This window comes from Rhizobium sp. NPDC092011, assembly GCF_044756305.1.
Taxonomy (GTDB): Bacteria; Pseudomonadota; Alphaproteobacteria; order Rhizobiales; family Rhizobiaceae; genus Rhizobium.
Window position 1 is genome coordinate 585,404 of sequence record NZ_JBIVSO010000002.1, and the last position, 24,390, is coordinate 609,793.

Below are 24,390 nucleotides of genomic sequence, written 5' to 3' on the forward strand. Positions count from 1 at the left end.
TGCAACTCCAGTCGCTAACCAATTGTTAACCCCCATGAATACAATCTGAATGGCCAATTCGCGTTCGGTTCAGCTTTGCTGACCTAACGTGTTCTCAATCCCAAGGCCTTGAGCCGAACAACGGGATTGCAACAATCCGCACTAGGATTCGAAGGAGAAACACCCATGACCAATCTTTTCGCCAAGGCAGGTATTGCAGCCCTCGTCACGCTCGGCGCCATTTCTGCGACCGCTGTTACAGCCTCGGCCAATGATTTTCATCCGGGCATCCAGCAGGCACGTTATGATCATTATCGTGGCCGTTCGTGCTCGCCGGTTCTGGCGGTTCAGAAGGCGCGTGACATGGGCCTGCGCCGTGCTCGCATCGACAACATCACGCCGCGTCGTGTGGTCGTCGAAGGTTTCGGTCGCCGCGGGCCTGACCGGGTGGTTTTCGCCAATGATCGGGGCTGCCCGCTGATCCGCCGCTAATCGTAGCGACTGGATTGCCCAGGTTTTCCACATCTATTCGCTAGATCCGAAGCCGTCTCGGCAAGCGAGGCGGCTTCATTTTATCCTGGTGTGCTATTATCGGCTGTCTGGTGTGATCTTGGCGTTCATTGTAGGTGAATATTGGATGAATGGCCGATTCTGAATATGTTCAGTATCTCGCCTTTACCTCTCGGGTACTCGCTCAACGCATCTTGCCGTTATGAGAGAAGCCTTTTGCACTATGGAGAACAGAATGAAACAATTGCTGGCAAAGTTGGGGGTCGCCGCCGCCATCGCAGTCACTGCGCTGTCCGGCACGGCGGATTTTGCTTCCGCCCAGAATTTGGACATCTATGTCGGCCCCGGCCGTCACCGTCCGCCACCGCCGGACTATGACCGTCCGCCGCCGCCGCGCTATGACCGCCGTGGTTACGACCGTCGCGGCTGCGATCCGCGCGATGCGCTGGATGTTGCGCGCAGCTACGGTCTGCGCCGTGCCCGCGTTGTGGACGTGACGCCGCGCCGCGTTATCGTTGATGGCTTCGGTCGCCGTGGTCCGGATACGATGATGTTTGCAAATGTTCGCGGCTGCCCGCTGCTAGGCCGCTAATAAGAATTGCGAGGGCTCAAGGCCCTGCTCTTCGATGTCTGACTTTTCGCCTTATTGGCGGGGGCCGCGGAACCGCCCTTTGCTCGACCTCACGAGGATCTGAGCGAAGGGCGGTTTTGTTTTTTGGAGCAACTTGCTCTTCAAGAGATCCAAGCGCCACTTCAGCCCATGGCCTTCACTCGATCTCGAACGGAAAGCAGCAGCGCAACTTTCCTCGAATCGTTTGGAGCGCATCGTCAGCGCTCAGGCTAGCAATGCGCTCCAGCATCTCGATGCTATGTTTACTGCTGGATCGAGTAGGTGATGCTTACCGATGCGTTGTATTCGTTCTCACCCGTGGCGACCGGGACGGCCTTGTCCATTGGTGCCGACGCGGCCATAGCGCGCATGTAGGGCTGCGGCGGTGCCGCAATACCGCCCTCATGGATCGCAACGACCCGGCCGAGCTTGACGCCGGCAGCATCCGTCAAGGTCTTCGCCTTGGCAGCGGCATCGGCGACTGCCTTCTTGCGAGCTTCTGCAAGGACCGCATCCGGTTTGTCGTTGGTGAACTGGATATCACCGCCCTGGTTGATACCGAGCTTGATCGCCTGATCGAGCAATCCGCCGAGCTTGGTGAGGTCACGTACGCGAATGGTCAGGCCGTTCGTCGCCTGATATCCGTTCAGGACCGGCGGCTGCGTATGGCCGTCCTTGTCATTGGGATAGGTATATTGCGGCTGGATGGAGAAGCCCGAGGTCTGCAGATCGCGCTCGGCGATACCGCTTTCCTTCAGTGTCGCCAGAACAGCGCTCATGGCCTTGTTATTCTGCTCGAGCGCATCCTGCGCCGTCTTTGCTTGCTGAACGACTGCGAGCGTTACCACGGCCATATCGGGCGCAACCGCCGCATGTCCTTCACCGGTGACCGTGATGACGGCTTCGCGCGGCTTGGCATCTTCGGCGAAGGCGGCGGCCGCAGGCATGAAGAATGTCGTGCTGACAAGGGCGGCAAGAGCAAAATCTCTGGTTTTCGTCAGTAGCATGGTTCGTTCCTTGGTTGATAATCCCTCGGGTTCGCTTTTGCGGATTGATTGTGAAGGTATTACGGCAGTCCCTTGTCGGAAAAGAGAAATTGGGTTAGAGCCAAGTCGGCTTCCGGGGAACCATTGCTTCGGAGTCGCGAGTGCGGGGACTTTTCTCTCGTGCCGGGCCTGTAGCTCAATGGTTAGAGCCGGCGGCTCATAACCGCTTGGTTGGGGGTTCGAGTCCCTCCGGGCCCACCATTTCGTTGTCTTTGGCGAATATCGTCAGAAACCTGCCTTCTTCAAACCTTCGCGATAGAGTTCTTTGTGCCACTGTTCCTTGACGGGAACGAAGGACAGCCATCGGTCGACATCAAAGTCGGGATTGGCCTCACGGACCCTGCGTACGATGGTGCCGGCCTTTTCCTTATCGCCCAGCATCGCCCAGTTCGCCGCGGACAGCCGGTCTGCCAGAATCGGATCGGCCATCTGGTCGATGTAGTCGAGCGAGGCCTGGAACTCGCCGAGTGCGTAGTGAGCTCCGGCGGCCGTCCATATATAGGAATCCGGGTTGATTGGATTGAGCTCCATGGCGTGCCCGATCTTCTGCAATGCCAGATCTGGTCGTGAGAAATGCACAAGCGTGTCGGCATGGTCGGCGATGACGTCGGCATAATGAGGGCTGAGCGCTTCCGCCAGTTCCAGTGCCTCGACGCTTTCGTCGATCGATCCCTGCAACAGCTTGGCGACGCCAAGTTCGCGATAGCCGTCCGCCAGATCATTGCGGACTGCAATGGCTTGGGTTGCGTAAGTCTCTGCCGATTTCAGCAGCTCAATATCTCCACGGGCGGTCAGCAGCCATTCCTTGGAATAGGTGCGGGCGATGGAACTGAGGGCAGGGGCGAAATCGTTGCTTTCGCGGAGAGCAGCTTTCATCTGTTTGCGGGCGCGACGCATGTTTGGCAGCGTCAGGCGGTGAAGATATTGCTGGCCGACAAGATATTGATGGTAGGCGGCCGGATTTTTCTCGAAATAGGCACGCGTCATCTCATGACGCTCTACCTGCCCGGCAACCTCGAGAACGATGTGCCGCGAGATATCCCGCTTATTGCGAGCCAGATCCAGCTTGCCGAAGGTGAAGCGCTCGGCCCAGACAACCTCGCTGTTCGGTAAGTGGATGAGCTGCGAAAATAGGGAGAGATCGTCACCAAGCCCGCTCAGCCTCGTGTCGAGAACATAATTGATATCATAGCGTTGGAGGAGCGCGATCTGATTTTCGCTCTGGCGGCTCATTTGCATAGCGGAGTAGGGGGCGATCACCCGCAGGCTGTGCAGGGCGCAAAAGCCGAGCGTGATATCCTCAATCAGCGAAGATGCCACAATTGCTGCTGCCGCATCGGCACTATCGTTGGCGGGGGGCAGCAAGGCTACGCGCGGTATGCGCAAGATGGCTTGCGAGGCAAGGTCAGGTTCCTCGGCCGCTTCATTCATGAGATTGTCCGGAGAGACCGAAGCTACCGAGTGCGGTGATGCCGGTAGTTTTCCGATCCAGGAGGATGCCAGGCCTTTGCGCTGTTCGAACAGATTCTTGAGCTGCTCAAGGCCGCCATCGGCTTCGAATGATTTTAGCAGGAGGTGATGGATGCTTTCATCGCGAGGATCGGCTTCGAACAGAACGAGCGCTGCCTCTTTGGCGAGAGCGACATCCCTTTTTGTTGCGGGAAGCCTCGCAGCCGCGTCCAGCATTTCCTTCAGCAGCGCCAGATGCCGTTTTCTTTCGTTCTCGCGCCAATCGATGAAAATCCGGCTTTGGCAGTTTGCTTTTTCAAGGAACGTCGAGCGCAGATCCTGTGTAAGAGTCGCAAGGTTTTCTAATAGAGGCGTGGTTGCCGCTGCAGCTGCGGACACGATGTCACTCGTCAAGGAGCGATTGACAAGGTGAATATCCATGTCGTCAAAGGCAAGGAACTCGACGCCGAGATCCGTCTGCCTGCTCTTGATGCGGGAGATGAGCTTGCGCAGGTTCGTCAGGGAGTTGGCAATGTCATCCTCGCCCCACAGAAGTCGCGCTATTGCCGCCCGGCTGCTGTATTGCACGTCGATGGCGAGTAGATAGGCAAGTATCAGGAGAGCTTTTTCCGGAAATGCCACGTCCTGTCCCTCTTCGTCGAGAAGAACGAGCTCTCCAAATGTTCTGAGTGAAAATTGCATCGCGCCTTCTATATTTCGTTTCGTGCCTAATTATCCGCCTTCTGGGGAAATTCGTTGGTTTCGGGCAGGCTGAGTCCGATAGGACAGGTAGAATTTATCCCATATTTCTTCCTTAGTGCATGCCTAAATTCAACCTCTGGCTTCGCATGCTTCATTTTAAAAAAGCTGTTGCATGCGGCTTCAGCTTGGACGGCGAAGTTCGCAAGAATACTGAAAAAGATCCCGATTTTAGTGGCAGACTTGGTTCTGCTTCAACGCCGAGCGTGCGAACGGCGGTATTTTCCACGCTCTGGGCGGCGAGGGGGGCGACACCGGAAGCTTGGTAAGCTCTTCTCAAATCATGATTTTTGTCGCGACTGACTGAATGCGCCCGCCGGAGAATTCTAGGACCTATACCTTGGTATAGTTGCACTGCACCATCGCTTGATTGACCCATCCCAGGGGGTGTGACAAGAGGACCCTGCCTGCGCGACACCAAGCAATGGCGGATGAAACAGCAAATTAAGAAGCAAATGGACAGCTACCCTAACCGCTGTCCGGTCGCGGCCCATGCCCGAATCCGGACGGTCATTGCAATAACCTGGAACGCTGCCGGCAATCGTCGGGCAAGCGACGGTAGGGCTTAGTTCGTCCTTTCCGGCTTGCTCGAGGATCTGCCGAGACGCAGACCAAGGAGTGAGCCATGAACAACATCGTTCTTTTCCGCGAACGCAGATTCGCTACCAAATTTTCCTCGGCGAATGCATCGAACATTGTTGCGTTTTCGCCGGCGCCCATTCGGGCTGCCTCGCTTCCGCGCCCGCGCCTGATTGCCGTCTGGCACACCAACTCTCGCACCGGGAAGCTGGAATGCTTCTGGACGACCGAAGGAGCCGCCGGCTCCGATGAGGATCACAGTCGCCGGGCGGCCTAGTCTTTTTCTTCAAACAAGCGCCCGGCTGCGTTGCGAATGCAGCATCAGGCGGGGCGCACATTGGTAACATCCTGGTTTCAAGGGGTTATACATGGTTTTCCTTGCCAATGATCGACGCGAGCGTAGCGCCGTAGCCGCGTTGGCCGGTGCACGTATTCTGCCAAACGGCTACGACCTCGCGGCCTTCGCCTTCATAGCTGCTGCAGCCTACCTGACGCTTCACGGGGTCGGCGAGATGCGTGCGCCGCTCGCCGGCCTCTCCACTGCGTCGATTTCGCTGAATCCGGCCTATCTGCCTGAATATGCGCTGCGCACGACATTGCGCATGATGGCGGCGATCGTCGCTTCGCTCATCTTCACCTTCGTGGTCGCAACGCTTGCCGCGAAGAGCCGCCGTGCCGAAAAGATCATCATTCCGGCTCTCGATATCCTGCAGTCTGTGCCGGTGCTCGGCTTCCTCACCTTCACCGTCACCTTCTTCATGGGCCTTTTCCCCGGAAGCCAGATGGGGGCGGAGTGCGCATCGATCTTTGCCATCTTCACCAGCCAGGCCTGGAACATGGCTTTTTCCTTCTATCAGTCGCTGCGCACGGTTCCGCGCGACCTTGATGAAGTAAGCCGCGGCTTCGGCCTTTCCGCCTGGCAGCGGTTCTGGCGGCTGGAAGCACCCTTTGCCGCGCCCGGTCTCGTCTGGAACACGATGATGTCGATGTCCGGCGGCTGGTTTTTCGTGGTCGCTTCGGAGGCAATCACGGTCGGCGATACCACGGTGCAGCTTCCGGGCCTCGGCTCCTGGCTCGCCGTTGCCATCGACAAGCAGGACTTCGTTGCCGTCGGGTGGGCCGTGCTTGCCATGGGCATCGTCATCCTGCTCTACGATCAGCTGCTTTTCCGGCCGATCGTCGCCTGGGCCGACAAGTTCCGTTTCGAGCAGACCGCAGGCCAGCAGAAGCCGCGTTCCTGGGTCTATTCGCTCATTCGACGCACACGTCTTCTGAAGTATGTGACCGCGCCTTTCGCCAACGTCTGGAATGCGCTGTTTCTGCTGCGGCTGCGCTCCGCGTCGAAGATTGTCACCGCCAAGCAGGGAGAGCGGCAGGTTGTCAGCCGGGTCATCGACTACGTCTGGTTTGCTCTGATTGCTGCCATTGGCGCCTGGAGCATCTGGGACATCATATCCTACCTCAGCCAGACGCTATCGTGGAGCGATGTATGGATCGCTTTTGCCGGCGGGTTCGTCACGCTCATCCGCGTCGCCGTTCTGATTGCGGTCGCAAGTGTGATCTGGGTTCCGCTCGGCGTCTGGATCGGCCTCCGGCCCGCCGTTGCGGAGCGGGTGCAACCCATCGCGCAGTTCCTGGCTGCGTTTCCGGCGAACGTGCTCTTCCCGGTGGCGGTGATCGCAATCGTCGCGACGGGGGCCAGCCCCAATATCTGGCTGTCGCCGCTGATGGTGCTGGGCACGCAATGGTATATCCTCTTCAACGTGATCGCCGGGGCGAGCGCCTTCCCCACCGATCTGCGCGAGGCATCCGCTGTCTACAGGCTGCGTTCCTGGACTTGGTGGCGGCGTGCGATCCTGCCGGGGATCTTCCCCTACTACGTCACGGGAGCGCTGACCGCTTCCGGCGGCTCTTGGAACGCAAGCATCGTCGCGGAGCTGGTGAGCTGGGGCGATACGAAGCTCGAAGCGTTTGGGCTGGGGTCCTACATCGCGAAGGCGACGGCGGCCGGAGATTTTCCGCGAGTCATCCTCGGGATCGTCGTCATGTCGATCTTCGTCACGCTCTTCAACAGAACGCTCTGGCGGCCGCTCTACGTCTTCGCTGAACGTCGCCTGCGCCTCGACTAGAGGCGGATGATTTTAGGTCTGGTCGACCTAAAATCTGAATCCGCTCTAAAATCAAAGAAATAGAGCATGATGTCGTCCGAAAACCGCACACATTTTTCGGCATCATGCTCTAACCAAAGATCGGAGAAATGAACATGGAAAACGCTGTCGTCTCCAAGAAGGCCGAAATCGTAAAAGCTGGGCCGCTGGTGCTGGCCAAGCAGGTTTGCCAAACCTACGACAAGGGAAGCTCGGGCTCGCTCGTCGTCCTCGATAATGTCGACCTTCAGCTCTATCCCAACGAAATCGTCGGTCTGCTCGGCCGTTCCGGCTCGGGCAAATCCACGCTGCTGCGGGCCATTGCCGGCCTGATCCGTCCGAGCAAGGGTGAGATCACCTTTGCCGGCCGACCCGTGGTTGGCCCCAATTCCGATGTTGCGGTTGTCTTCCAGAGCTTTGCCCTGTTTCCGTGGCTGACGGTGCTGCAGAATGTCGAACTTGGCCTCGAGGCTCAGGGTGTCGCTTCGTCGGAGCGCCGCAAGCGCGCGCTTGCCGCTATCGACCTGATCGGCCTCGACGGCTTCGAAAGCGCCTATCCGAAGGAGTTGTCGGGCGGCATGCGCCAGCGTGTCGGCCTTGCCCGTGCGCTCGTCGTTCGCCCGAAGGTTCTGCTGATGGACGAGCCTTTTTCCGCACTCGACGTCCTGACCGCCGAAACATTGCGCACCGACCTTCTCGACCTGTGGTGCGAAGGCCGTATGCCGATCGAGTCGGTTCTTATGGTGACGCATAACATCGAGGAAGCTGTCCTCATGTGCGACCGCATTCTGATCTTCGGATCGAATCCCGGTCGTGTCATCGCCGAAATCAAAGTGGATCTGCCGCAGCCACGCAACCGCCTCGACCCGGCCTTCCGGATGCTGGTCGAAGACATCTATGCGCGCATGACGGTGAGGACGGGTGCTCCATCGCGGGAAGGCCTGTTCCCTGGCACGGGTATTGCCATGGAGTTGCCGCGGGTCTCGACCAACCTGATGTCCGGTCTGATCGAGACGTTGGCCGCAGAGCCCTATCGTGGCCAGGCTGACCTGCCGCCGCTGGCGACACAACTGCACCTTGGTATCGACGATCTCTTCCCGGTCGCTGAAACGCTGCAGCTTCTGCGCTTCGCCGATCTGGAAGGAGGCGACATCAAGTTGACCGCACCCGGCCTGCGCTTCTCCGACAGCGATGTCGACGAGCGCAAGAAGCTATTCGAGCAGCATTTGGCGACCTATGTGCCGCTTGCCGCGCATATTCGTCGCGTGCTCGACGAGCGGCCGACCCACCGCGCGCCGGCGCGGCGGTTCCGCGACGAGCTGGAAGACTACATGTCCGAAGACTACGCCGACACAACCATCAAGGCCGTGACGAACTGGGCTCGCTACGCCGAATACTTCGCCTATGACGAGAATGCGGACCTGTTCACCCTGGAGAACCCGAGTTGAAGCACGCGGTCAGATCGGATGCAGAGGGGTCGCTACCGACTGAGGTGGCGACCGACACAATTGAACCCCGGAACTTAATAGGCAGCCAAGGCAGGACCTAGCGCATGGGCTTCCAGCAGATCGCCAGCATGGGCGGTCTGCGCTCGCGCGGCCTGTCCGGCTGCGGGATGGATCATCATGCCCAGAGACAACGAAGAACTTGGCCGTTTCCTGGAGGCCCGTAGCAGAAGCAACCGAAATGGAGCCGATGCGCGAAGGTCCAGCCAGCCCCGCGGAAAACGTGGTGCTCGGACGCGAATGGAACGCTTCAGGGACCGTGTCGGTTTGACGGTCATGCTGGCGTTGCTTTGGGGCGCCCATGCACTCATGCGATCGGCTACACGTTTGTTTTTTTGCGGGTTTTTGTCTGCGAAGCAAACGCGCACGCTGCTTCGTTGGGCAGCATGGCTTAACAGAAAGAGCCTCGCAATTCTCCGGCGTCGCCAAGGCCGGCGTCTCCACAATCGCTATGCCGGAAATGACAACCATGACCGTGGGGTTTGATCAAATCCTATCCCATCCGGGGCGGCTCTTGGGTCAGGAACCTCATCGGTTTCGCACGGCAAAGGCGATAACACCTTGCCGGCTTGCGGATGAATGGGCCGTCCCTCCGGCGCGGCCTATGAAGGCTGCGGTTGTTTTCGGATTTGGGCTGAGGCAGTTTGCCATTCGTGCACGCGAGTGCCAAAACCCTGAGACAAGGACGACAGGCATGAGGCGCGAGTTTCTGAAATATCTTTCCGAGATGCCCGTGCTTTGGTTCGGTATCTCGGTTCTCGCCGGCCTGATTTTTATCGGCGACACCATTACGGATTTGGAAATCGCCTTTGCCGTTCTTTATGTTTCGGTCATCCTGCTGGCCGTTCGCTCGGGGCGGACAGGCGCGATCGCGGTTGTAGGCGCTGTCTGTGCCGCCTTAACCATTCTGAGTTATTTTCTAACGCGTCACGGTGCCTCCCAGGCGGGCTTGGTCAACAGTGCCCTTAGTATTGTCGCCATCGGCGCGACGACTTATCTGGCAATCAGGATCGAGACGATCGACGCACGGGCGAGGGAGGCGCAATCCGAACTTGCGAGGATGTCCCGTTTCATGATTGTCGGCGAACTCGGTACCTCCATAGCTCATGAGGTCAGCCAGCCGATCACCGCGATCACGGCAAATGGCAATGCCGCGCTTCGCTGGTTGGCGGCCACACCCGCCGATTACGACGAGGCTCGCAGAGCCATCGAGCGGATAGTGGCGGATGCCGGTCGGGCAGGCGATGTTATCGGTCGCGTTCGCAGGCTTGTTGCGCGATCGTCTCCTTCGCGTGACATGGTCGATCTGGCGGAGGCGATTGACGACGTGCTGGAGCTTGTCCGCAATGAAATCCGGAAAAACCAGATACTGCTTCGAACCGAGCTCGCCAGTGATCTGCCTCTCGTCGCCGGCGATCGTGTGCAGCTTCAGCAGGTGATCCTCAACTTCATTGTGAACGCGATCGAAGCTTTGGCGGATGTCAGCGCCGACGTGCGCGAGTTGCTTGTCAGTGCTGCTGCCGCTGAGAGCAAGATTACGGTCAGTGTACGCGACACGGGTATCGGCATAGCGCCGGCCAGGCTCGATAAGATATTCGAGGCTTTCTACACGACCAAAGCAAACGGTATGGGAATGGGACTTGCCATCAGTCGTTCGATCGTCGAAGCGCATGGCGGCTCCGTGTACGCGGCGCCGAATTTTCCACATGGGACAGTATTCGGCTTCACCCTACCACTGGACGGAAAGGCGAGGGGATAGAGCATGCAGGATCAGCGACCGGCCGTTTATGTGATCGATGACGATCCCTCCGTGCGCGACGGGCTCGACAGCCTTCTGCGCTCCGTTGGCTATGATACGCGCGGCTTTGCCTCGCCAAGGGACTTCCTGCAGCATCCCCGTTCAAGCGGCCCTGCCTGCATCGTCCTCGACGTTCGAATGCCGGATGCAAGCGGTCTCGACTTTCAAGATGAACTGACAAGGGCCGGCTATCTGACGCCGATCATCTTTCTGACCGGCCACGGCGATGTCCCCATGTCTGTGCGAGCCATGAAGGCGGGCGCAGTGGAATTTCTTCTCAAGCCCTTTCGTGAACAGGACCTGCTCGACGCAATTCGGCAGGCTCTGGAGCTGGATCGGGCTCGCCTGCTAAAGCAAGCTGCCACAGTCGACCTTCACGAGCATTTCGCCTCGCTGACGCCGCGCGAGCGCGAGGTGATGGCTCTGGTCGCGCGTGGCCTTTTGAATAAGCAGATTGCCGCGGAGATCGGTCTGAGCGAGATTACCGTGAAGGTTCATCGCGGCCAAGTTATGCGTAAAATGCACGCAGATTCCGTCGCCGATCTCATCAGAATGGCCGACAGCCTCGGACTGGCCGCAGACACGAAGGGCAACGGCAACGTTCCGTGGTCGCGCTAAGCCCGCGCCATTCTAAGTGCCTCGATTGCCGCTGGCAGGGTATTGCGGCCCGGATTTCCCTCGGCGATCAAGCGGTCGGTGTGGTGAGTGTTCCCTGATGAAATATCATCTGCCAGCGGCCGTCGATCCGCTGCCAGATCGAACTGCGCAAAGCGTGCCGCGGCGGCGTTGTCTCATCCATTGTTCGAATGGTCCGATAGGTCACCAGGATGGCATCGGGCGAGATGGATCGAAAAGCGTAATCGCACGCGATCACAGGGAGAGAGACTTGCGCGGTCTTTTCTGCGGTCAGGAGCGCGATGAGCTCTTCGCGGTCGTCATATATCGTGCCGGAGCTGCCGAATTCGACAAAGCCTTCAGCAAGCAGTTCTGCGACTGCATTCGGAGACTGGCGAATTTCCGAGCGATGCAATTTCTCCTCGAGCAAACGAATTTCCTCGAATTCTTCCTGGGCGATGTCCTTGGCGACTGCCGCCTCCGTGTCTTTCTATTTCGTTATAGTGAGGGGCTCAGGCTTCAGGCCGAGGCTTCGAGGCGCTGCTCCCGCTTCATCTTACCGGAGCGATTGGAATCGGTTTCCCTGAATTGCTCCAATTCGTCGGCAAAAAAAGCGGCGGCGTGTCGTCCCGGGTGGGTTCTATCGTCTTCAATGACTGCAGCGATCCTTCGAAACAATTCGGCTTCGAAATTGTTGGCGATGGCCTGAGTGTTTGGCCTCGTTAGGCGTGCGCCGCTCTCCAGGCGGATTGCCGAGACATAGAACTCATCTTCATAGTCGGCGCCGGCCGATGTCAACTCCGCGTACCCATAGAGCAGCAATCCGCTTTCCCAGCGATCACCGAGACGAATGCTGAGTTCATCGAATGAATAGTCGCAAGAAAAAGACACGGTTTGCATCGTCATTGCTCCGTCTCTCTATTCGATGCTCCTAGGAGTTCGGCCGTAACGGTGTCGATCTCTGCATGCATTGATGGCCTTCTCCTTCGCTATCCACAGCTCCTTCGGGTTTCGCGGGCTTCGCGCAAGCTGTTGAGGGCTTACTCGGGCTCATTCCCTTAGGGACGATTGGCTCTGCAGAGGAGATTGTCATCAAACATAATTCATGTCAACATTATTTATGTTTATTCTCGTTGGGAGAAACACCGAAGGTGTTCCTTCAAGGCCCACTAGGCCTCTATCGAAGAAGCGCAGCTTGGGTGCCCAGCCTGCAGCCGACCGAGCGGCGCATTCCTACTTGCGGGCAATATGCCCACAGATACGGCCTATGATCGTCAGGCGTGCCAGCTCTACCGTGAAAGTCTCTAATGCCGGATTGTCCGAGATGATCTTGACCTCGCCGGGCTGGCTGAAAGGCACACGCTGCAGGCGCTTGATCTGTGGCTCGGAATAGCCGTCGCTAATGGCGTAGACGGTATCGGTCGTCATCTGGTTCTGCGAGAGGTCGACGATGACTCGGTCGCCGGGCATATAGGTTGGCTGCATCGAGTCGCCGATCACTTCCATGATGATGGTGTGGTTCGGTGAGGCCTTTGCCTCATTCCGTAGATAGCCGGTGGGGATAAGCCATTCCGCCACGATCTTGTGCCCGGCAACGTTCCCCGAGCCGACAGGCAGATTGATGACCTCTCCAACTACGCCGCTGCCAGCGCCGAGCTTGACATCCACTTCCGGCGTTGCACCGGCGATCTGCGGCTGCCAATGTTCCCTGCTATAGCTGTGTTCTCCGCCGTCCTCGGCAAAACCTTCGTTGTCGAGTTCGTCTGGATCGAACGATGTGACGATGCGTGCTGCCGTACGGACAGTCTTGTTCGATCCTTCCCCGGTCAGCAGATAACCGGCGGTCGTCCCGAATTTCTTGGCGTAGCGATTGGCGATTTCGGCGCTGAATTCGTTCTGACCGTTTTCATGGGCGCGATAGGTGGAAAGGCTCACCCCCAGCGCTTCTGCCGCCTTCGTTGCCGATGGATAATTTGCGGCTTCTCGCGCCGCTCTCAGTCGTTCGCCCATTGATCTTTGCATTTTCCGACCTTTGCAAATTTAACGCCATAAATCATGTTGACATGAACATCTTTATCAACATAATTGGTGTTTATCAAGCCGCGAGCGATGAATTTCGCTGAGCGGCCGAGCATTGAGATTTCCTCGACGCTCGGAGGATATGTGAGTTTGAAGGGGTGGCGGCATGAGCGTGAGCAGGAGTGGCAGAAGACCAAATTTCCCGGGACGTGGCTTTGATCATTTCTGGGGTTGCCCGATCTGCGATCGGGCCTTGTCGATTGCCGAGGTCATCGAGCTGCATTGTGAAGGCTGCAATGCGACCGTGAAACCGAGGGAAGCCTTCGGCTCCATGCTTGCGCAAAAGCAGTCCGGAGAGGAGAGCTTGGTATGATTGTGATGCTTGAAAGCTTCCTAGCATGTCTCGGAGTCGCTCTCTTTTTCGGCCTGATGCTGGCCGAGCTGAGGTCGATCATTTCGAAATTGACATCCATACCGGATGACGAGGACATCGGCGCCCCGGAGGGTGATCAGTGTCATTTTCGCGCGGCTGGAGATCGTGCCAGCCATTCGAAGATGCCGGTACACCAGGCAAAATAGCGTCGGCGATAATCGACGTCATTTCATCAAAAAAACGAAATCCAACAAGCGGGCCTGGCATTGCCGGCCGGAGGAGTTTGCCATGAATGAATTTCAAATTGGAACCGATGCCGTTGCCGACGGCTATCTCGGCTGGATTCGCAAGGTCCACCGGGCGACGAACGAGATTCTCAGAGATCGGCGGGGCGAGCCGATCGTCTTTGCGACGCAGGATGCTGCAAAGGCGGCCGCAGGGGAAGCGATGGTCGCCTATCTGAATACGCCGATGCTGCGCGACGGCTCGAAAGTCGAGGCGCTCTCCAAAGCAGAAGCTTTTTTCAAGCCAAGATCGACCAGCTCTGCTGCTGCAGCCTCAGGGAACGTGGCGTGACCGGTTCCCGGCAGCAAAGCTAGCAAAGACGTCTGTGAAAGGAGGCGGTTGGGTCAATGAGCAAAGGCAAACTTGATCTTCTTCTCGATGGTCTCGGCATAAAGCTTGTTCCGGTTCATCGTCGGCGCGCGCCGGCCGAGAGCCATGCGCGTGGGACGATGCAGGAAATTCGCGGGCGCTATGGCGATGGTCATCTGGTCTTTGTGCTGCGCTGTATCCGCCAGACCGCCAACAATCGTGATGAACTTTGGTCCGATACGATTGGTGCCGTTTCCGATGTTCTCGCTCAACGCCAGGATTGGGCGCTTCAGCGCCCGGGCGACTTACTTGGCGCCTTCGACGAGATCGCACTTGCGTCACTGCGCGTTGACGCAGTGGCGCGGCGGCCGTGGCCGGTTCGCGCGACGCTGCGGACCTTGCTTTATTGGGAATTGGAGAGACGACTTGATGCACCGACACGCCTTGCGGTTTGATGATCTTTCCGGCAACGCGGCGGAAATCGCCGATTTGAGCCTCATCATCCGTGCTCGCTTTATCGAGGCCGCGGATACGATGGTCCACCTTGATGTTCGCGGTGTCCGGCCGGACAGAATGCGTACGCTCTGGCCGGAGGTCTTGCCCGAGCAGATGGACCATGCGGATGTCCGCATGCGCTATCGTCCGAGCGCTGCCGCGATCAGCCGAGCGGAAAAGGTACTGCAGGAATGGCTGCGGATCTATGTTCGCGATGAGGAGCGGCGCGTTCTGCTCTCGCGCTGGTCCGTTTGCCTCGCCGCGCCCTTTGTCGCCGGATCGTTTCGGGATTTTTGCGCGCGAACCGGTCGGGTACGGCGTACGGCAGAACGGCGTATCCAAAGCGAATTTCAGAACATAGCCCGCACGCTTCTCGCTGTTTCGCCGATATTGCAGGAGCCTGACTGGTCGCGCATTGCGCCGATGATGCCGAATTCGGCTGGCGGCTCGGAGCGAGTGAAGCCGCCCACGATCAAGCATGAAATGCATTGGCTGCCGGACGACGCCCGGCCCGTATTCGATGCGGCAAGCCCCGAGCTCGCTGAACTTGCCAAGCGGCTGGAGCGCGCCAACCGCCGCCGAGCCAAGTTGAAAGCCTAGATTGCGGCGACATTGTCGGTCCGAACCCGCACCTGCCGCTATGTTTCGATCTGAAGCCTTCTCTATGATTGCTCATTGTTTTCAAACGCGAAGACGCCGCTTTGCCGAGGGCTTCCAGCGCCAAGGCCGAAATCTGGCACGGCATATTCCGCCAGAAGACGAAGTCGCGATGCGGGTAGATGGGCGCGCCATGGGTCGCCGATCAAAACCGTAATACCCGATACCAGGCAGCGATCCAGAAATTCCATAACACCTCTTGCAAGAGCTGCTTCGTAGAATAGATCGCCGACGCAGATAATGTCCGCCGACGGTGGCCGGCCTGTCGTGAGATCGGCAAGGGCGGTTCGAATGACGACGTTGTTCAAGTTTGCATTGAGAGCGATCGCCTCGACCGCATAAGGATCGATGTCGGTTGCGCACACGTCCATGGCGCCTGCCTTTGCCGCTGCGATGCCGACAATTCCCGAACCGGCGCCCAAATCGACCACATGGCGGCCCGCCACGGTTTCCGGCCTATCGAGAAGATAGCGCGCCAACACCAAGCCTCCTCCCCAATAATGCGCCCAATAAGGTGATCCGAACTGTGGATCCCTTTCTGCAAGGCGATGCAAACCGCTGCGCGGGCCTGCTTTATGGAGCCGAATCTCCGCAACGCCAGGAACTGGCAGAATGGGAAGGTTGTCGGTAATGAACTGCCGTACGCGGCCGAAGTCGACCACCCCTCCTTGATTATCTTCCAATGTGTTCTCTCACTCGTTTTTCACCAGAAGCGTCATTGGCTGTCATGCGTATTGATCGCTGTCGGTCAAGGCCAAAGTGTTCACCGGTGCTGGACATTCCCGCTTATCCTTACGCCGTGGCTTGGGCGGCTTGGGGGATCCGACGACAATCCTGCTTAATTCGTCGGACGCCAGATTGCAGCATTTCCTAATTATTTCAGAGGATTAATCGCTTGCCTCGCCAAGATCTTCATTCGTTGCAGAGCTATCGTCCGTCAGGGGTGTCGCCAAACCTGCCGAATTGGGGTATTCATTTTGGCATGATGAGAACAGTTGCAGCGACGCACTGTTGACCGCAAGCGATGTCTTAAACCGCTTTTTCTTTCAAGGTTCATCGGAAATTTCAAGCATGTCCAATGCCGACAAGCCAGTCGTGCCGCGCAAGCCGCGTGCGCGGCGGCGCAAGTCAGTTTCTGCCGCAGATACGCCGCTCGATTACATGCTGAAGGTGATGCGTGACGACGAGGCGGATCAAAAACGGCGCGACGAAATGGCGAAGATCGCAGCTTCCTACGTTCATCAGAAGCCGAGCGAGCGCACCGGTGCGGTAGCCGGAGCCAAAGCGGGTCGGGGCCTCACCATCGACTTAACCAACGCCACGGATGAGCAGCTTGCGATACTTGAAACCCTCTTCGCTCCGCTTGCCGGATTCGGCGAGGACGATGGTGGCGGTCCAGGAGGAGACGGCGAGACGGACGGCTGAGTGTGGGGCCGAAACAGGTGAAACGGTAATCCAAATTGGGATTTCGGTACTAGGCGAACCTAGCAAGGGTTACGTGCTGTGACGACGGGCGAACTAGTTACCACAGTAGTTCGCCGATCAGGACATTCTGATCTGGTTTCATGAATCAATTGACGTGCGTTCATTTGAACTCAACAGCTTGGGAGTATGATAATGACGATTTCCGATCAAGCCCCTAATCTCGGCGCTCCGGTTGCGGCACAAAACATTGCCGCGCAGACGGCAATAAACGTACGCGACTACGGAGCTACGGGTGACGGAACCACTGACGATACCGCAGCATTGAACAATGCGTTGGAAGCAGCATTCCAGCTTGGCAAGACGCTCTATATACCCAAGGGGGTCTATCGATTGTCGGAGGTCCCCAATGCCGGTCGATGCTTGCTGAACAAGGGCGTTTCCATGTTTGGAGATGCCGCACTTGAGAGTGTCTTTGCTCCCGTCGCCACTTTAGCCAACACAGTCGACATGATGCATTTCTATCCTGTCGCGGGTGCAGATTTCTGTTTCATTGAACGGACAGCTTGGTGGCCCGGATATCCGAACTTCGACACAAATGTGCGTGGAAAGCGTCCGATTCACTTCGTCTGGGATGGGTCGCCAACTGTCAGTTCGTCCAAACTCATCTTGCAGCAAAACTATTTCATGCCCTCAAATGACCTATCTTTCGAAATGGAGTGCAATCCGACAATCATTGTCCAAGGGAGCCCATCAAATAGTCTGATCTGCGACAATCATTTTTGGGGCGGTATCAAGCTTTCGAACTGTGGCGACAGCAACGTCATAGCACGCAATGTCATTCGAGCGCCTGTCTCACAAAAAGCTGGAATAGCCATTTTTACCATCGCAGCCAGTGATGGTACCGCCGGCCACAACGTTATCCGCGACAATAATATCGATTCAACTTATGGGCCTGCTATCTATCTGTTCAATGGTCGAGAATATATTATCGACGGAAACAACATTGAGCATCGTGTCGGCGGCGGCTCTGCTTCTGCGGCAGTTATCGATGTCGACGGGACTTCAGGTACTATTCCTGGATGTAGAATTACAAATAACAGGGTCGCTATTTTTGGCGCTTCGACGGCTCAAACGGCGCTTCGCCTGAACGGATGTTCTTACAATTACATCGCCGAAAATACGCTGGACACGAATGTCACCCGAGCGCAGGCGATTTTGCTCACACCAAATTCTTCGCACGCTCGTTTGGGGCGAACGACTTTCAACGGTCCTTGGACTCAGCAGATCAATAATGTTGGTTTCGACAATCTGAAGATCAATTATGTAAGCCTTTGAATCGCCGAGAAACTAGTGCCGGCCACGATATTTCTAACGGGCACAAGTATGTCATCGGCCAATCGATTAAACTCAAGTGTGACTGATGCCATCGGATCTCCTTCATGCCGCTCTGTCTGATCCGGCGAGGATGATGGCGGCGATCCGGGAGGAGAGGGTGAGACGGGCGGTTGAGCGTGCAGACGCTGCGCTCGCCCGACAGATCGCCGAGGATGCGGAGCGTATTCGCGCCAATTGCCGGTCCTTGGCGGGCTTCGTCCGGGAGGCTTGGCATGTTGTCGAGCCCTCCATCGATTATGTCCATGGCTGGCATATCGATGCGATTTGTCTTCATCTCGAAGCCGTCACCTCGGGTCAAATCACGCGGCTATTGATCAACGTGCCGCCAGGTACGATGAAGTCGCTTCTCTGCGGCGTCTTTTGGCCCGCCTGGGAATGGGGGCCAAAGGGTAAGCCGCAGATGCGCTATCTCGGTGCCTCTTATTCCGAACACTATGCCAAGCGCGACAACAGGCGCATGCGTGATCTCGTCGCCTCGGAGTGGTATCAGGCGCTTTGGGGCGATCAGGTCAAGCTGACGAGAACCGGAGAGATGGCATTCGCCAATGTTCGAACGGGCTCGCGGCAAGGTGTGCCGTTCTCGAGATTGACCGGTGGCCGAGGCGACCGAGTGATTATCGACGACCCTCATTCGGTCGACGGAGCCGAATCCGAGGCGGAGCGACTGTCGACGGTGCGGACGTTTCGAGAATCCGTGCCGACGCGGCTCAATGATCCTCAACGTTCGGCGATCGTCGTCGTGATGCAGCGGTTGCATGAGGCCGATGTCTCCGGCGCGATCCTGGCGCTCGGGCTTGGCTATGAGCACCTGATGCTGCCGATGGAGTATGAACCGGAGCGCCGTTGTCGGACGTCGATCGGCTTCATCGATCCGCGGACGGAGGAAGGAGAGCTGCTGTTTCCGCAGCGTTTTCCCCGCGCCGTGGTCGAACGGGACAAGATACCGCTCGGATCCTATGCGGTTGCCGGACAATTTCAGCAACGACCCTCACCACGGTCGGGCGGCCTTTTCCAGCGCGGCGATTTCGAGATTGTCGAGGCGGTGCCTGCTGGCGCAAAGCGCTGCCGGGCCTGGGATTTCGCGGCGTCGAAGGCGCGCGCGGGGCGGCAGCCGGACTGGACAGTCGGCCTGCGCATGGCATGGGTCGGCGGCGTTTTCTACATCGAGACCATCGCTCGGGGCCGCTGGTCGCCAGCCGAGGTCGTGCGCAATCTGAAGAACATGGCGTCACAGGATGGGCCAACGGTGACGATCCGCATGCCACAGGATCCGGGTGCTGCTGGTAAGGCCGATGCGGAAACGAAGGTCAAGCTGTTGGCGGGCTTCCCGACCAAAACGGTGTCTCCGACCGGCGACAAGGCGACGCGCGCCAAGCCGGCATCGGCACAGGCGGAGGCGGGAAACGTGAAGCTTTTGCGCGGGGATTGGAATGAGGCATTCCTCGACGAGATTTGCGCCTTTCCGAACGGGCAGTTCGACGATCAGGTCGACGCCTTTGCCGACGCGTTGAACGAACTCGCGCTGGGTTCCTCCTTCAGTTTCAACAATTTCTAGGCTCGCTTGAAGCGGACCTCTCATCACATCGATATCAAAGGACAATCCATGGGGCAGATATTCTCGATGGTTCGCGACGGACTGGTGAGCCTCGCGTCCCGCATGGGCACCGAGCGCGACAAGGCGACCTCGGTTTTTTATACGCAGCCGATCCTGACGGACGAGCAGATTATCGCCGCCTATCGCGGCTCCTGGCTGCCGCGCAAGATCGTCGATATTCCTGCGCTGGACAGCTGCAGAAAATGGCGAAACTGGCAGGCTGCGGGCGATCAGATCGGACCGATCGAGGCGGAGGAGCGCAGGCTCAATCTGCGTGGCAAGGTGCTTGAAGCCTCCACCAAAGCGCGCCTCTTTGGAGGTGCGGCTCTGTTCATCGGCGTCGACGATGCCGATCCTGCGCTACCGCTCGATATGGAAGCAATTGAAAAGGGCGGCCTCAAGCATTTGACGGTGCTGACACGACGCCAACTTGCGGCCGGCGACATGGATGGCAATCCGGCCTCGGAATGGCATGGGAAGCCGAAATTCTATACGCTGACAGGTGCCAACGGAACGCAGGTTGTGATCCATCCATCGAGATTGGTGATCTTCAAGGGCGCCATGACACCTGATCAGGGATTTGGCGGAATGGACAATCACGCCTGGGGCGAGAGCGTGCTTACCGCGGCGCTCGATGCGATCAAAAACGCGGACAGTACGGCCGCAAACATTGCCAGCCTCGTCTTTGAAGCAAAGATCGATATTATCAAAGTACCGCAGTTTTCAGCCAATATCGGCAATCAGGCCTATGAGGACGCCGTACTGCGTCGCTACACGCTTGCCAATGCCATTAAAGGCGTCAACGGCACGCTGATCCTCGACTCTGAGGAGGAATACGAGAGCAAGAGTGCGCCGCTCTCCGGCCTTACGGATATTCTGATGGCGTTCCTGCAGATCGTCGCCGGCGCAGCCGATATTCCCGTCACCCGATTGCTGGGGCAGTCTCCCGCCGGGATGAACGCCACAGGCACGGCCGACATGAAAAAATTGGTTCGATCTCTTGCCGGGACCAGCGGAAGTCAATCGTGTCCTCGACAACTTGAGGGGAAGGGTTGGTCTCAATGGCGATTTTGGAAATTGGCAACATGCCGGCAAATATGAAGACCTCGCCAAGATCATGGGACGGGCCGAGCTATGTCATGCCAAGGGGCACTATTCAGCTGCCGGTCTTGATGTGGAGGACTACGTTCGCTGCGTTTTGCTTTCTGACGCGGCGGGTTATCGTGGTCCATTCACGCTGATTTATGACTCGCCGTACTATGATGACGAGTGGGCCGGGATCCTTGAGGAACGTGCTTGCATCGCGGCGGAGTTGTGCAAAGCGGCGGCGCAATGAGGGCGAGAGCCTGAAGAAAGCCGGCCCCGGTTGCCTGGAGCGAACCAGAGAATAGCGTGTTCTTCCCTATCTGGCGAGAATGCCCCATCGGGTGGCTATGCGTTAGCGAAACTCATGATCGTGCAGGGCGCCAAGAAGCTGATCCTGTGTCTGGTAGCCAGCATTGTACAGATTGATAGCTATATTTGCCGCAGATAGGCCTTCTTGGCTCTGCAGTCTGATGCTGCGCTCTGCGCACCAGGCAAAGAGGGCGCTGGCGAGCACATCGATGTCGTCGGAGAAAAAAGGCGTGTGGATCATCACAGACATTCGCTAGACCATTCATGGTTAGGGCTTGAACCGGGGCGGGCGTAGGGAACACTGCGGTGAATTTCCAAATTTGCAATCGCGTTCGCCTGTCGGCGTTAATTTGCGCCTGAGATGATACAGCCATGCTGTCCCGTAATGCGACGCAGTTTCTTTATGATACAGCACTGGGGGTTTTACTGGCCTGAAGGCAGAAGTGGGTGCCGAAATTTGTCACCGGGCCTGTGTGGCACAGAGAGAGAAGGACGCCGAGTTCAAACCTCAGCGCCACCATGCGAGACAAAGCAAGCCTCGAGTCGCAGTTGTTATTGATGAATTGGATGCGACGAATGCACCGCCGCTTCGATTAATTCTTCCGCGTATGAAAGTGCTGATGCCGTGTCTTCGCCATCCAGCTTTAGTTCCTTGCATTTACGATGCAGTGCCCTGCGCATTTGAGATAGAAATGCAGCATCGATATCCACTTCGCCTTCATCGAAGACGTGTATCAAAGCGGACTGGGCGACAATTTCCAGGACCGCAACGCGCCCTTCTATCTCTCCCAGAGATGGAATTGCGTTTCTTTTGACGTGATGTTTGCAATCGCGATGGGTGGTAAGCATTTCGGTGGCCTCCTTCACGAAAAAGGATAACCAACGAGAAGCAAAAAAGTTCAGTTCAGTTACCAAAAAACTTAGAGTTCGCAGTGCTTTTCGAATTTTATTCACCGCCAGCAGCTTTGGGTTGCTGATTATTTCATTGGGCAGAGATTGGGATCTGCCAGTACGTCTGCACAATGCGGCGAACGGCGAAAATCATCGTAGTAAAGGGTCCAGACAGTGGTGTCGGCGGCACGGTAAGGGCCGAATTTAAAATACTGATTCTTGCCAAGTCCGTTGTCGGCATGTCCAATGCGCCCAGTAACTGTAACAATCCATTTATTGTTGGCGAATATCTCGATGTGTCCAGATCCATCTGGTCCTGGTTTGCTATATATCGCGAAATCTATCCAGCCTGACGCCGGCGTTGGCAGCTGGTTTCCGCGATTTGTTACTTTAATGGCGCTGGTGCAGCCTGTGAATTCTTCACCGTCGCTTGCAGTCCAATTGCTGTCAGTGGCGACCAGTGCGCGCATCTGATTGGTGTCGGGACGGAACCAGACCGGCGTTTCGCTTTGATTGCAAGCTCTGCCATCGTTCCCCTGCATATCCTTCCCCGCCGCTGGAGCGACATAGTTGGTTTCCACTGTGGCAAAGAGCTTGCCGTTGTTGAGGCGTAGGGCCAGAAAGGGACTGAAGTCTCCCTCTGCATTGGGTCCAATTTCTCGCTTCCATTGCGCGATGAGGTAGCGGTGGTCGCCTGAAGGGATGGGTTCGGCGAATTTCACGGCAAAGCCGTACCAAACTCCCTGATCGTAAGGGACGCGGTATTTCGTGCGCTCCCAGATTTCTGCTCTTTCGCTGCAGTTTGCTTTACCCGGAGGGCAGAACGGCTTGACGCTAAGTTTGAGAGCCCCAGTTCCCGAGCGCTTCACATCGGATTGAAATTCGATCGTTCCCGCCTTCTGCTCGAAGTTCTCGCGATAGTAGAGATGACCGGATGGGGCGAAATCCTTGCCGTCGAAGCTGTCGCGCAGCACCATTTGTGCAGGATCTTCAGCCAGGGCCGGGGTTGCCATGCTGGTGCAAGTGCAGGCCAGGATGGCGGGCAGCGCGTATTTTGCATTCATGCCGGGATATTCCTATGGCGGGACATTCGCGAAGCGTTATCAATGACCTGTTCACCGTTCGCAAGCAAGCAAGAGCTACATTGCTTCGCGTGTCATCAATGGCTGCTACGGCCGATTGTACGTGATCTTCCCATATTTGTTCTATCTATTGTATCGTCGGAGGCTCAACTTTAACCGGCTGTTAGACGCTTTGCGGTTCATATCCTGCAAATTGGACCTTGGCTGCGGCTATCAAGGTTCCGGACATGATGGTTCGTTGCTGCAGCCTTATCGATGTTTTGATGTCGGGGATGAGAAAACCGGCTGATGGGCGCTGTTGGGGGCAGCCTTTGGCACAAAATGAAGCTGAGCCGGCCGTAAATCAGGTCGAGCCGCGACGAAAAATCGTGATTTTAACGGCGCACGCTTTCTTGAGCGGCTATCGCAAGGCGTCGATCCACTTCATTGCATCCCGTTGGGCTCACCAGGGGCACGACGTTCATGTTCTCACGATAGGTCATAGCTGGCTAACCCTGCTTAAGGATCGGCCACGTTTCCGAGCCTTGTCGCAGGAGCAGGCAAACCGCTTTCAAACGATTGGCAACAATTTGAGTGCAGGCGCCTATCTTCCGCCACTACACGCCTTCAGCTCGAAGAATCGCTTCTTGAACGCAGCCAACACGCTGCTTTTCCGTCTCTATGGCAGCCATCTGCCGCGCTTTGCTCGTCGCATCGTTGCCAATGCGGACCTAGTCTTGGCCGAAAGTGGTTCGGCGCTTGCTTTCTTTAGCAAAGTAAAGAGAGTCAATCCAAAGGCCCGCACGCTCTATTTTTGTCGTGACTTGCTGAGAAGCATTGGTGCGGCCCCCGCGTTGCAAAATATCCAGGCCACCCAGATCGGTCGGTTCGATGCTGTTTGCGTTCCGTCTGAGCGACTAGGAGCTTTGCTTCCGCCGGGCGGAAGGGTGAAGGTCATTCCTCAGGGTGTAGATGCCGAACTGTTCGATCGGGTCCAGCTTTCCCCGTATCAACCCGGTAGCCGCAATGCCGTTTCTATCGGCAATATGCTTTTTGATCAGGTTTCCGTTGCCGCAATGGCGACGGCTGCACCGCATGTGAATTTCCATGTTTTTGGCGCAGCCTGGAACGGATGGGCGCCGCCCAATGTCGTGATCTACGGCGAACGAGACTTTGAGAGCATCGTACCGTATTTGCAGCATGCCGATTTTGGTATCGCGCCTTATCGGTTGACGGCGGACGAGGTTTATCTTGCGGAATCTAGCCTCAAGCTCGCACAGTACAGCTATTGTGGCTTGCCCGTTCTGTTGCCCGATCTCATTCCCTTTACCCGGGCCAACGGCATCGCATACAGCCTCGAAGGCGAGGCGGCCTGGCGTGAGAAGGTCGATGCGGCGCTCACGATGCGGCGCTCGCCGACCTTTCGTGACGGGATCATGACCTGGGACGAAGTTGCCCAAAGAACCTTGGCTGCAGCTTTTGAAACGGTATGAC

At 57.3% G+C, this 24,390-nt stretch carries 23 protein-coding genes, 1 tRNA gene and 2 pseudogenes; 17 read left to right on the forward strand and 9 right to left on the reverse strand.

Annotated elements, in window-relative coordinates; all coding sequences use genetic code 11:
• Positions 1 to 165 precede the first annotated feature (165 nt).
• The gene (locus ACIQJ2_RS11270; protein ID WP_199144886.1) at positions 166 to 471 is read left to right on the forward strand and encodes a hypothetical protein; all 306 of its coding nucleotides are present in this window, start codon (positions 166 to 168) and stop codon (positions 469 to 471) included.
• Positions 472 to 724: 253 nt separating this feature from the next.
• Positions 725 to 1,081 carry a hypothetical protein gene (locus tag ACIQJ2_RS11275; protein ID WP_400675600.1) on the forward strand — a complete coding sequence of 119 codons (357 nt, stop codon included), beginning with the start codon at positions 725 to 727 and terminating at the stop codon, positions 1,079 to 1,081.
• A gap of 281 nt (positions 1,082 to 1,362) precedes the next feature.
• Here the strand turns inward: ACIQJ2_RS11275 and ACIQJ2_RS11280 are convergent, their stop codons facing one another.
• Complete coding sequence (locus ACIQJ2_RS11280) at positions 1,363 to 2,106, reverse strand: SIMPL domain-containing protein (protein WP_199144883.1); 744 nt, start codon at positions 2,104 to 2,106, stop codon at positions 1,363 to 1,365.
• Positions 2,107 to 2,270: 164 nt separating this feature from the next.
• Here ACIQJ2_RS11280 and ACIQJ2_RS11285 point away from each other — a divergent pair.
• Positions 2,271 to 2,346: transfer RNA gene (locus ACIQJ2_RS11285), tRNA-Ile, on the forward strand.
• Between the two features lie 24 nt (positions 2,347 to 2,370).
• Here the strand turns inward: ACIQJ2_RS11285 and ACIQJ2_RS11290 are convergent.
• Positions 2,371 to 4,296 carry a hypothetical protein gene (locus ACIQJ2_RS11290; RefSeq protein ID WP_400675602.1) on the reverse strand — a complete coding sequence of 642 codons (1,926 nt, stop codon included), beginning with the start codon at positions 4,294 to 4,296 and terminating at the stop codon, positions 2,371 to 2,373.
• A 682-nt stretch (positions 4,297 to 4,978) separates the two neighbouring features.
• Between ACIQJ2_RS11290 and ACIQJ2_RS11295 the strand changes: the two genes are divergently transcribed.
• The 5 genes from ACIQJ2_RS11295 (at position 4,979) to ACIQJ2_RS11315 (ending at position 11,000) form a co-directional block, all read left to right on the forward strand.
• Entirely contained in the window at positions 4,979 to 5,209 is a 231-nt protein-coding gene (locus ACIQJ2_RS11295) for a hypothetical protein (RefSeq protein WP_400675604.1), read from the forward strand.
• Between the two features lie 91 nt (positions 5,210 to 5,300).
• Positions 5,301 to 7,061: an ABC transporter permease gene (locus tag ACIQJ2_RS11300; protein WP_400675606.1), complete on the forward strand. Its 1,761-nt coding sequence runs from the start codon at positions 5,301 to 5,303 to the stop codon at positions 7,059 to 7,061.
• 134 nt (positions 7,062 to 7,195) lie between these two features.
• Positions 7,196 to 8,527 (forward strand): AAA-associated domain-containing protein, encoded by a 1,332-nt coding sequence (locus tag ACIQJ2_RS11305; RefSeq protein WP_400675608.1) that lies wholly within the window; start codon positions 7,196 to 7,198, stop codon positions 8,525 to 8,527.
• A gap of 751 nt (positions 8,528 to 9,278) precedes the next feature.
• Positions 9,279 to 10,343: a sensor histidine kinase gene (locus tag ACIQJ2_RS11310; RefSeq protein ID WP_400675610.1), complete on the forward strand. Its 1,065-nt coding sequence runs from the start codon at positions 9,279 to 9,281 to the stop codon at positions 10,341 to 10,343.
• Positions 10,344 to 10,346: 3 nt separating this feature from the next.
• The gene (locus ACIQJ2_RS11315; RefSeq protein ID WP_199144873.1) at positions 10,347 to 11,000 is read left to right on the forward strand and encodes a response regulator transcription factor; all 654 of its coding nucleotides are present in this window, start codon (positions 10,347 to 10,349) and stop codon (positions 10,998 to 11,000) included.
• Between the two features lie 67 nt (positions 11,001 to 11,067).
• Here ACIQJ2_RS11315 and ACIQJ2_RS11320 read toward each other — a convergent pair whose 3' ends face one another.
• The 3 genes from ACIQJ2_RS11320 to ACIQJ2_RS11330 all read right to left on the reverse strand — a co-directional run bounded on the left by ACIQJ2_RS11320 (position 11,068) and on the right by ACIQJ2_RS11330 (position 13,019).
• A complete protein-coding gene (locus ACIQJ2_RS11320; RefSeq protein WP_400675612.1) occupies positions 11,068 to 11,427 on the reverse strand; it encodes a DUF4440 domain-containing protein in 360 nt (119 codons plus the stop codon).
• 89 nt (positions 11,428 to 11,516) lie between these two features.
• Entirely contained in the window at positions 11,517 to 11,903 is a 387-nt protein-coding gene (locus ACIQJ2_RS11325; RefSeq protein WP_400675614.1) for a hypothetical protein, read from the reverse strand.
• A gap of 327 nt (positions 11,904 to 12,230) precedes the next feature.
• Positions 12,231 to 13,019 carry a S24 family peptidase gene (locus tag ACIQJ2_RS11330; RefSeq protein WP_400675616.1) on the reverse strand — a complete coding sequence of 263 codons (789 nt, stop codon included), beginning with the start codon at positions 13,017 to 13,019 and terminating at the stop codon, positions 12,231 to 12,233.
• Between the two features lie 658 nt (positions 13,020 to 13,677).
• On the opposite strand from ACIQJ2_RS11330, the gene ACIQJ2_RS11335 reads away from it, so the two are divergent.
• From ACIQJ2_RS11335 to ACIQJ2_RS11345, 3 genes are read left to right on the forward strand one after another with little or no spacing between them, the layout of a single operon-like run.
• Positions 13,678 to 13,965: a hypothetical protein gene (locus ACIQJ2_RS11335; protein WP_400675618.1), complete on the forward strand. Its 288-nt coding sequence runs from the start codon at positions 13,678 to 13,680 to the stop codon at positions 13,963 to 13,965.
• 56 nt (positions 13,966 to 14,021) lie between these two features.
• Complete coding sequence (locus ACIQJ2_RS11340; protein ID WP_199144861.1) at positions 14,022 to 14,438, forward strand: hypothetical protein; 417 nt, start codon at positions 14,022 to 14,024, stop codon at positions 14,436 to 14,438.
• Positions 14,413 to 15,078 (forward strand): DUF6362 family protein, encoded by a 666-nt coding sequence (locus ACIQJ2_RS11345; RefSeq protein ID WP_400675722.1) that lies wholly within the window; start codon positions 14,413 to 14,415, stop codon positions 15,076 to 15,078. The genes ACIQJ2_RS11340 and ACIQJ2_RS11345 overlap by 26 nt, the downstream gene beginning before the upstream one ends.
• Before the next feature lie 62 nt (positions 15,079 to 15,140).
• Here the strand turns inward: ACIQJ2_RS11345 and ACIQJ2_RS11350 are convergent, their stop codons facing one another.
• On the reverse strand, positions 15,141 to 15,797 hold the full coding sequence (locus ACIQJ2_RS11350; protein WP_400675724.1) for a class I SAM-dependent methyltransferase: 657 nt from the start codon (positions 15,795 to 15,797) through the stop codon (positions 15,141 to 15,143).
• Positions 15,798 to 16,146: 349 nt separating this feature from the next.
• Here ACIQJ2_RS11350 and ACIQJ2_RS11355 point away from each other — a divergent pair, with 349 nt between their 5' ends.
• The 5 genes and pseudogenes from ACIQJ2_RS11355 to ACIQJ2_RS11375 form a co-directional block, all read left to right on the forward strand.
• On the forward strand, positions 16,147 to 16,560 hold the full coding sequence (locus ACIQJ2_RS11355) for a hypothetical protein (RefSeq protein WP_400675620.1): 414 nt from the start codon (positions 16,147 to 16,149) through the stop codon (positions 16,558 to 16,560).
• 192 nt (positions 16,561 to 16,752) lie between these two features.
• The gene (locus tag ACIQJ2_RS11360; RefSeq protein ID WP_400675622.1) at positions 16,753 to 17,895 is read left to right on the forward strand and encodes a glycosyl hydrolase family 28-related protein; all 1,143 of its coding nucleotides are present in this window, start codon (positions 16,753 to 16,755) and stop codon (positions 17,893 to 17,895) included.
• Between the two features lie 130 nt (positions 17,896 to 18,025).
• On the forward strand, positions 18,026 to 19,510 hold the full coding sequence (gene terL, locus ACIQJ2_RS11365) for a phage terminase large subunit (RefSeq protein ID WP_400675726.1): 1,485 nt from the start codon (positions 18,026 to 18,028) through the stop codon (positions 19,508 to 19,510).
• Positions 19,511 to 19,558: 48 nt separating this feature from the next.
• Positions 19,559 to 20,533, forward strand: a pseudogene (locus ACIQJ2_RS11370) (DUF1073 domain-containing protein); the annotation flags it as partial.
• Positions 20,532 to 20,885: pseudogene (locus ACIQJ2_RS11375) on the forward strand (sugar phosphate isomerase/epimerase); the annotation flags it as partial. The pseudogenes ACIQJ2_RS11370 and ACIQJ2_RS11375, both read left to right, overlap by 2 nt.
• A 102-nt stretch (positions 20,886 to 20,987) precedes the next feature.
• Here the strand turns inward: ACIQJ2_RS11375 and ACIQJ2_RS11380 are convergent.
• The 3 genes from ACIQJ2_RS11380 to ACIQJ2_RS11390 all read right to left on the reverse strand — a co-directional run bounded on the left by ACIQJ2_RS11380 (position 20,988) and on the right by ACIQJ2_RS11390 (position 22,899).
• Complete coding sequence (locus tag ACIQJ2_RS11380; RefSeq protein WP_199145415.1) at positions 20,988 to 21,194, reverse strand: hypothetical protein; 207 nt, start codon at positions 21,192 to 21,194, stop codon at positions 20,988 to 20,990.
• Between the two features lie 302 nt (positions 21,195 to 21,496).
• Entirely contained in the window at positions 21,497 to 21,793 is a 297-nt protein-coding gene (locus tag ACIQJ2_RS11385; RefSeq protein WP_199145413.1) for a hypothetical protein, read from the reverse strand.
• Positions 21,794 to 21,921: 128 nt separating this feature from the next.
• Positions 21,922 to 22,899 carry a polysaccharide lyase gene (locus ACIQJ2_RS11390; protein ID WP_400675624.1) on the reverse strand — a complete coding sequence of 326 codons (978 nt, stop codon included), beginning with the start codon at positions 22,897 to 22,899 and terminating at the stop codon, positions 21,922 to 21,924.
• Between the two features lie 218 nt (positions 22,900 to 23,117).
• Between ACIQJ2_RS11390 and ACIQJ2_RS11395 the strand changes: the two genes are divergently transcribed.
• Positions 23,118 to 24,389, forward strand: coding sequence for a polysaccharide biosynthesis protein GumK (locus ACIQJ2_RS11395; RefSeq protein ID WP_400675626.1), 1,272 nt, complete (start codon positions 23,118 to 23,120; stop codon positions 24,387 to 24,389).
• Position 24,390 lies beyond the last annotated feature (1 nt).

Excerpts from the sequence above, each read along its gene's own strand:
- ACIQJ2_RS11270 (WP_199144886.1), top strand. The coding sequence starts at position 166 with ATGACCAATCTTTTCGCCAAGGCAGGTATTGCAGCCCTCGTCACGCTC.
- ACIQJ2_RS11275 (WP_400675600.1), top strand. The coding sequence starts at position 725 with ATGAAACAATTGCTGGCAAAGTTGGGGGTCGCCGCCGCCATCGCAGTC.
- ACIQJ2_RS11280 (WP_199144883.1), bottom strand. The coding sequence starts at position 2,106 with ATGCTACTGACGAAAACCAGAGATTTTGCTCTTGCCGCCCTTGTCAGC.
- ACIQJ2_RS11290 (WP_400675602.1), bottom strand. The coding sequence starts at position 4,296 with ATGCAATTTTCACTCAGAACATTTGGAGAGCTCGTTCTTCTCGACGAA.
- ACIQJ2_RS11295 (WP_400675604.1), top strand. The coding sequence starts at position 4,979 with ATGAACAACATCGTTCTTTTCCGCGAACGCAGATTCGCTACCAAATTT.
- ACIQJ2_RS11300 (WP_400675606.1), top strand. The coding sequence starts at position 5,301 with ATGGTTTTCCTTGCCAATGATCGACGCGAGCGTAGCGCCGTAGCCGCG.
- ACIQJ2_RS11305 (WP_400675608.1), top strand. The coding sequence starts at position 7,196 with ATGGAAAACGCTGTCGTCTCCAAGAAGGCCGAAATCGTAAAAGCTGGG.
- ACIQJ2_RS11310 (WP_400675610.1), top strand. The coding sequence starts at position 9,279 with ATGAGGCGCGAGTTTCTGAAATATCTTTCCGAGATGCCCGTGCTTTGG.
- ACIQJ2_RS11315 (WP_199144873.1), top strand. The coding sequence starts at position 10,347 with ATGCAGGATCAGCGACCGGCCGTTTATGTGATCGATGACGATCCCTCC.
- ACIQJ2_RS11325 (WP_400675614.1), bottom strand. The coding sequence starts at position 11,903 with ATGACGATGCAAACCGTGTCTTTTTCTTGCGACTATTCATTCGATGAA.
- ACIQJ2_RS11330 (WP_400675616.1), bottom strand. The coding sequence starts at position 13,019 with ATGCAAAGATCAATGGGCGAACGACTGAGAGCGGCGCGAGAAGCCGCA.
- ACIQJ2_RS11335 (WP_400675618.1), top strand. The coding sequence starts at position 13,678 with ATGAATGAATTTCAAATTGGAACCGATGCCGTTGCCGACGGCTATCTC.
- ACIQJ2_RS11340 (WP_199144861.1), top strand. The coding sequence starts at position 14,022 with ATGAGCAAAGGCAAACTTGATCTTCTTCTCGATGGTCTCGGCATAAAG.
- ACIQJ2_RS11345 (WP_400675722.1), top strand. The coding sequence starts at position 14,413 with ATGCACCGACACGCCTTGCGGTTTGATGATCTTTCCGGCAACGCGGCG.
- ACIQJ2_RS11360 (WP_400675622.1), top strand. The coding sequence starts at position 16,753 with ATGACGATTTCCGATCAAGCCCCTAATCTCGGCGCTCCGGTTGCGGCA.
- terL (WP_400675726.1), top strand. The coding sequence starts at position 18,026 with ATGATGGCGGCGATCCGGGAGGAGAGGGTGAGACGGGCGGTTGAGCGT.
- ACIQJ2_RS11380 (WP_199145415.1), bottom strand. The coding sequence starts at position 21,194 with ATGTCTGTGATGATCCACACGCCTTTTTTCTCCGACGACATCGATGTG.
- ACIQJ2_RS11385 (WP_199145413.1), bottom strand. The coding sequence starts at position 21,793 with ATGCTTACCACCCATCGCGATTGCAAACATCACGTCAAAAGAAACGCA.
- ACIQJ2_RS11390 (WP_400675624.1), bottom strand. The coding sequence starts at position 22,899 with ATGAATGCAAAATACGCGCTGCCCGCCATCCTGGCCTGCACTTGCACC.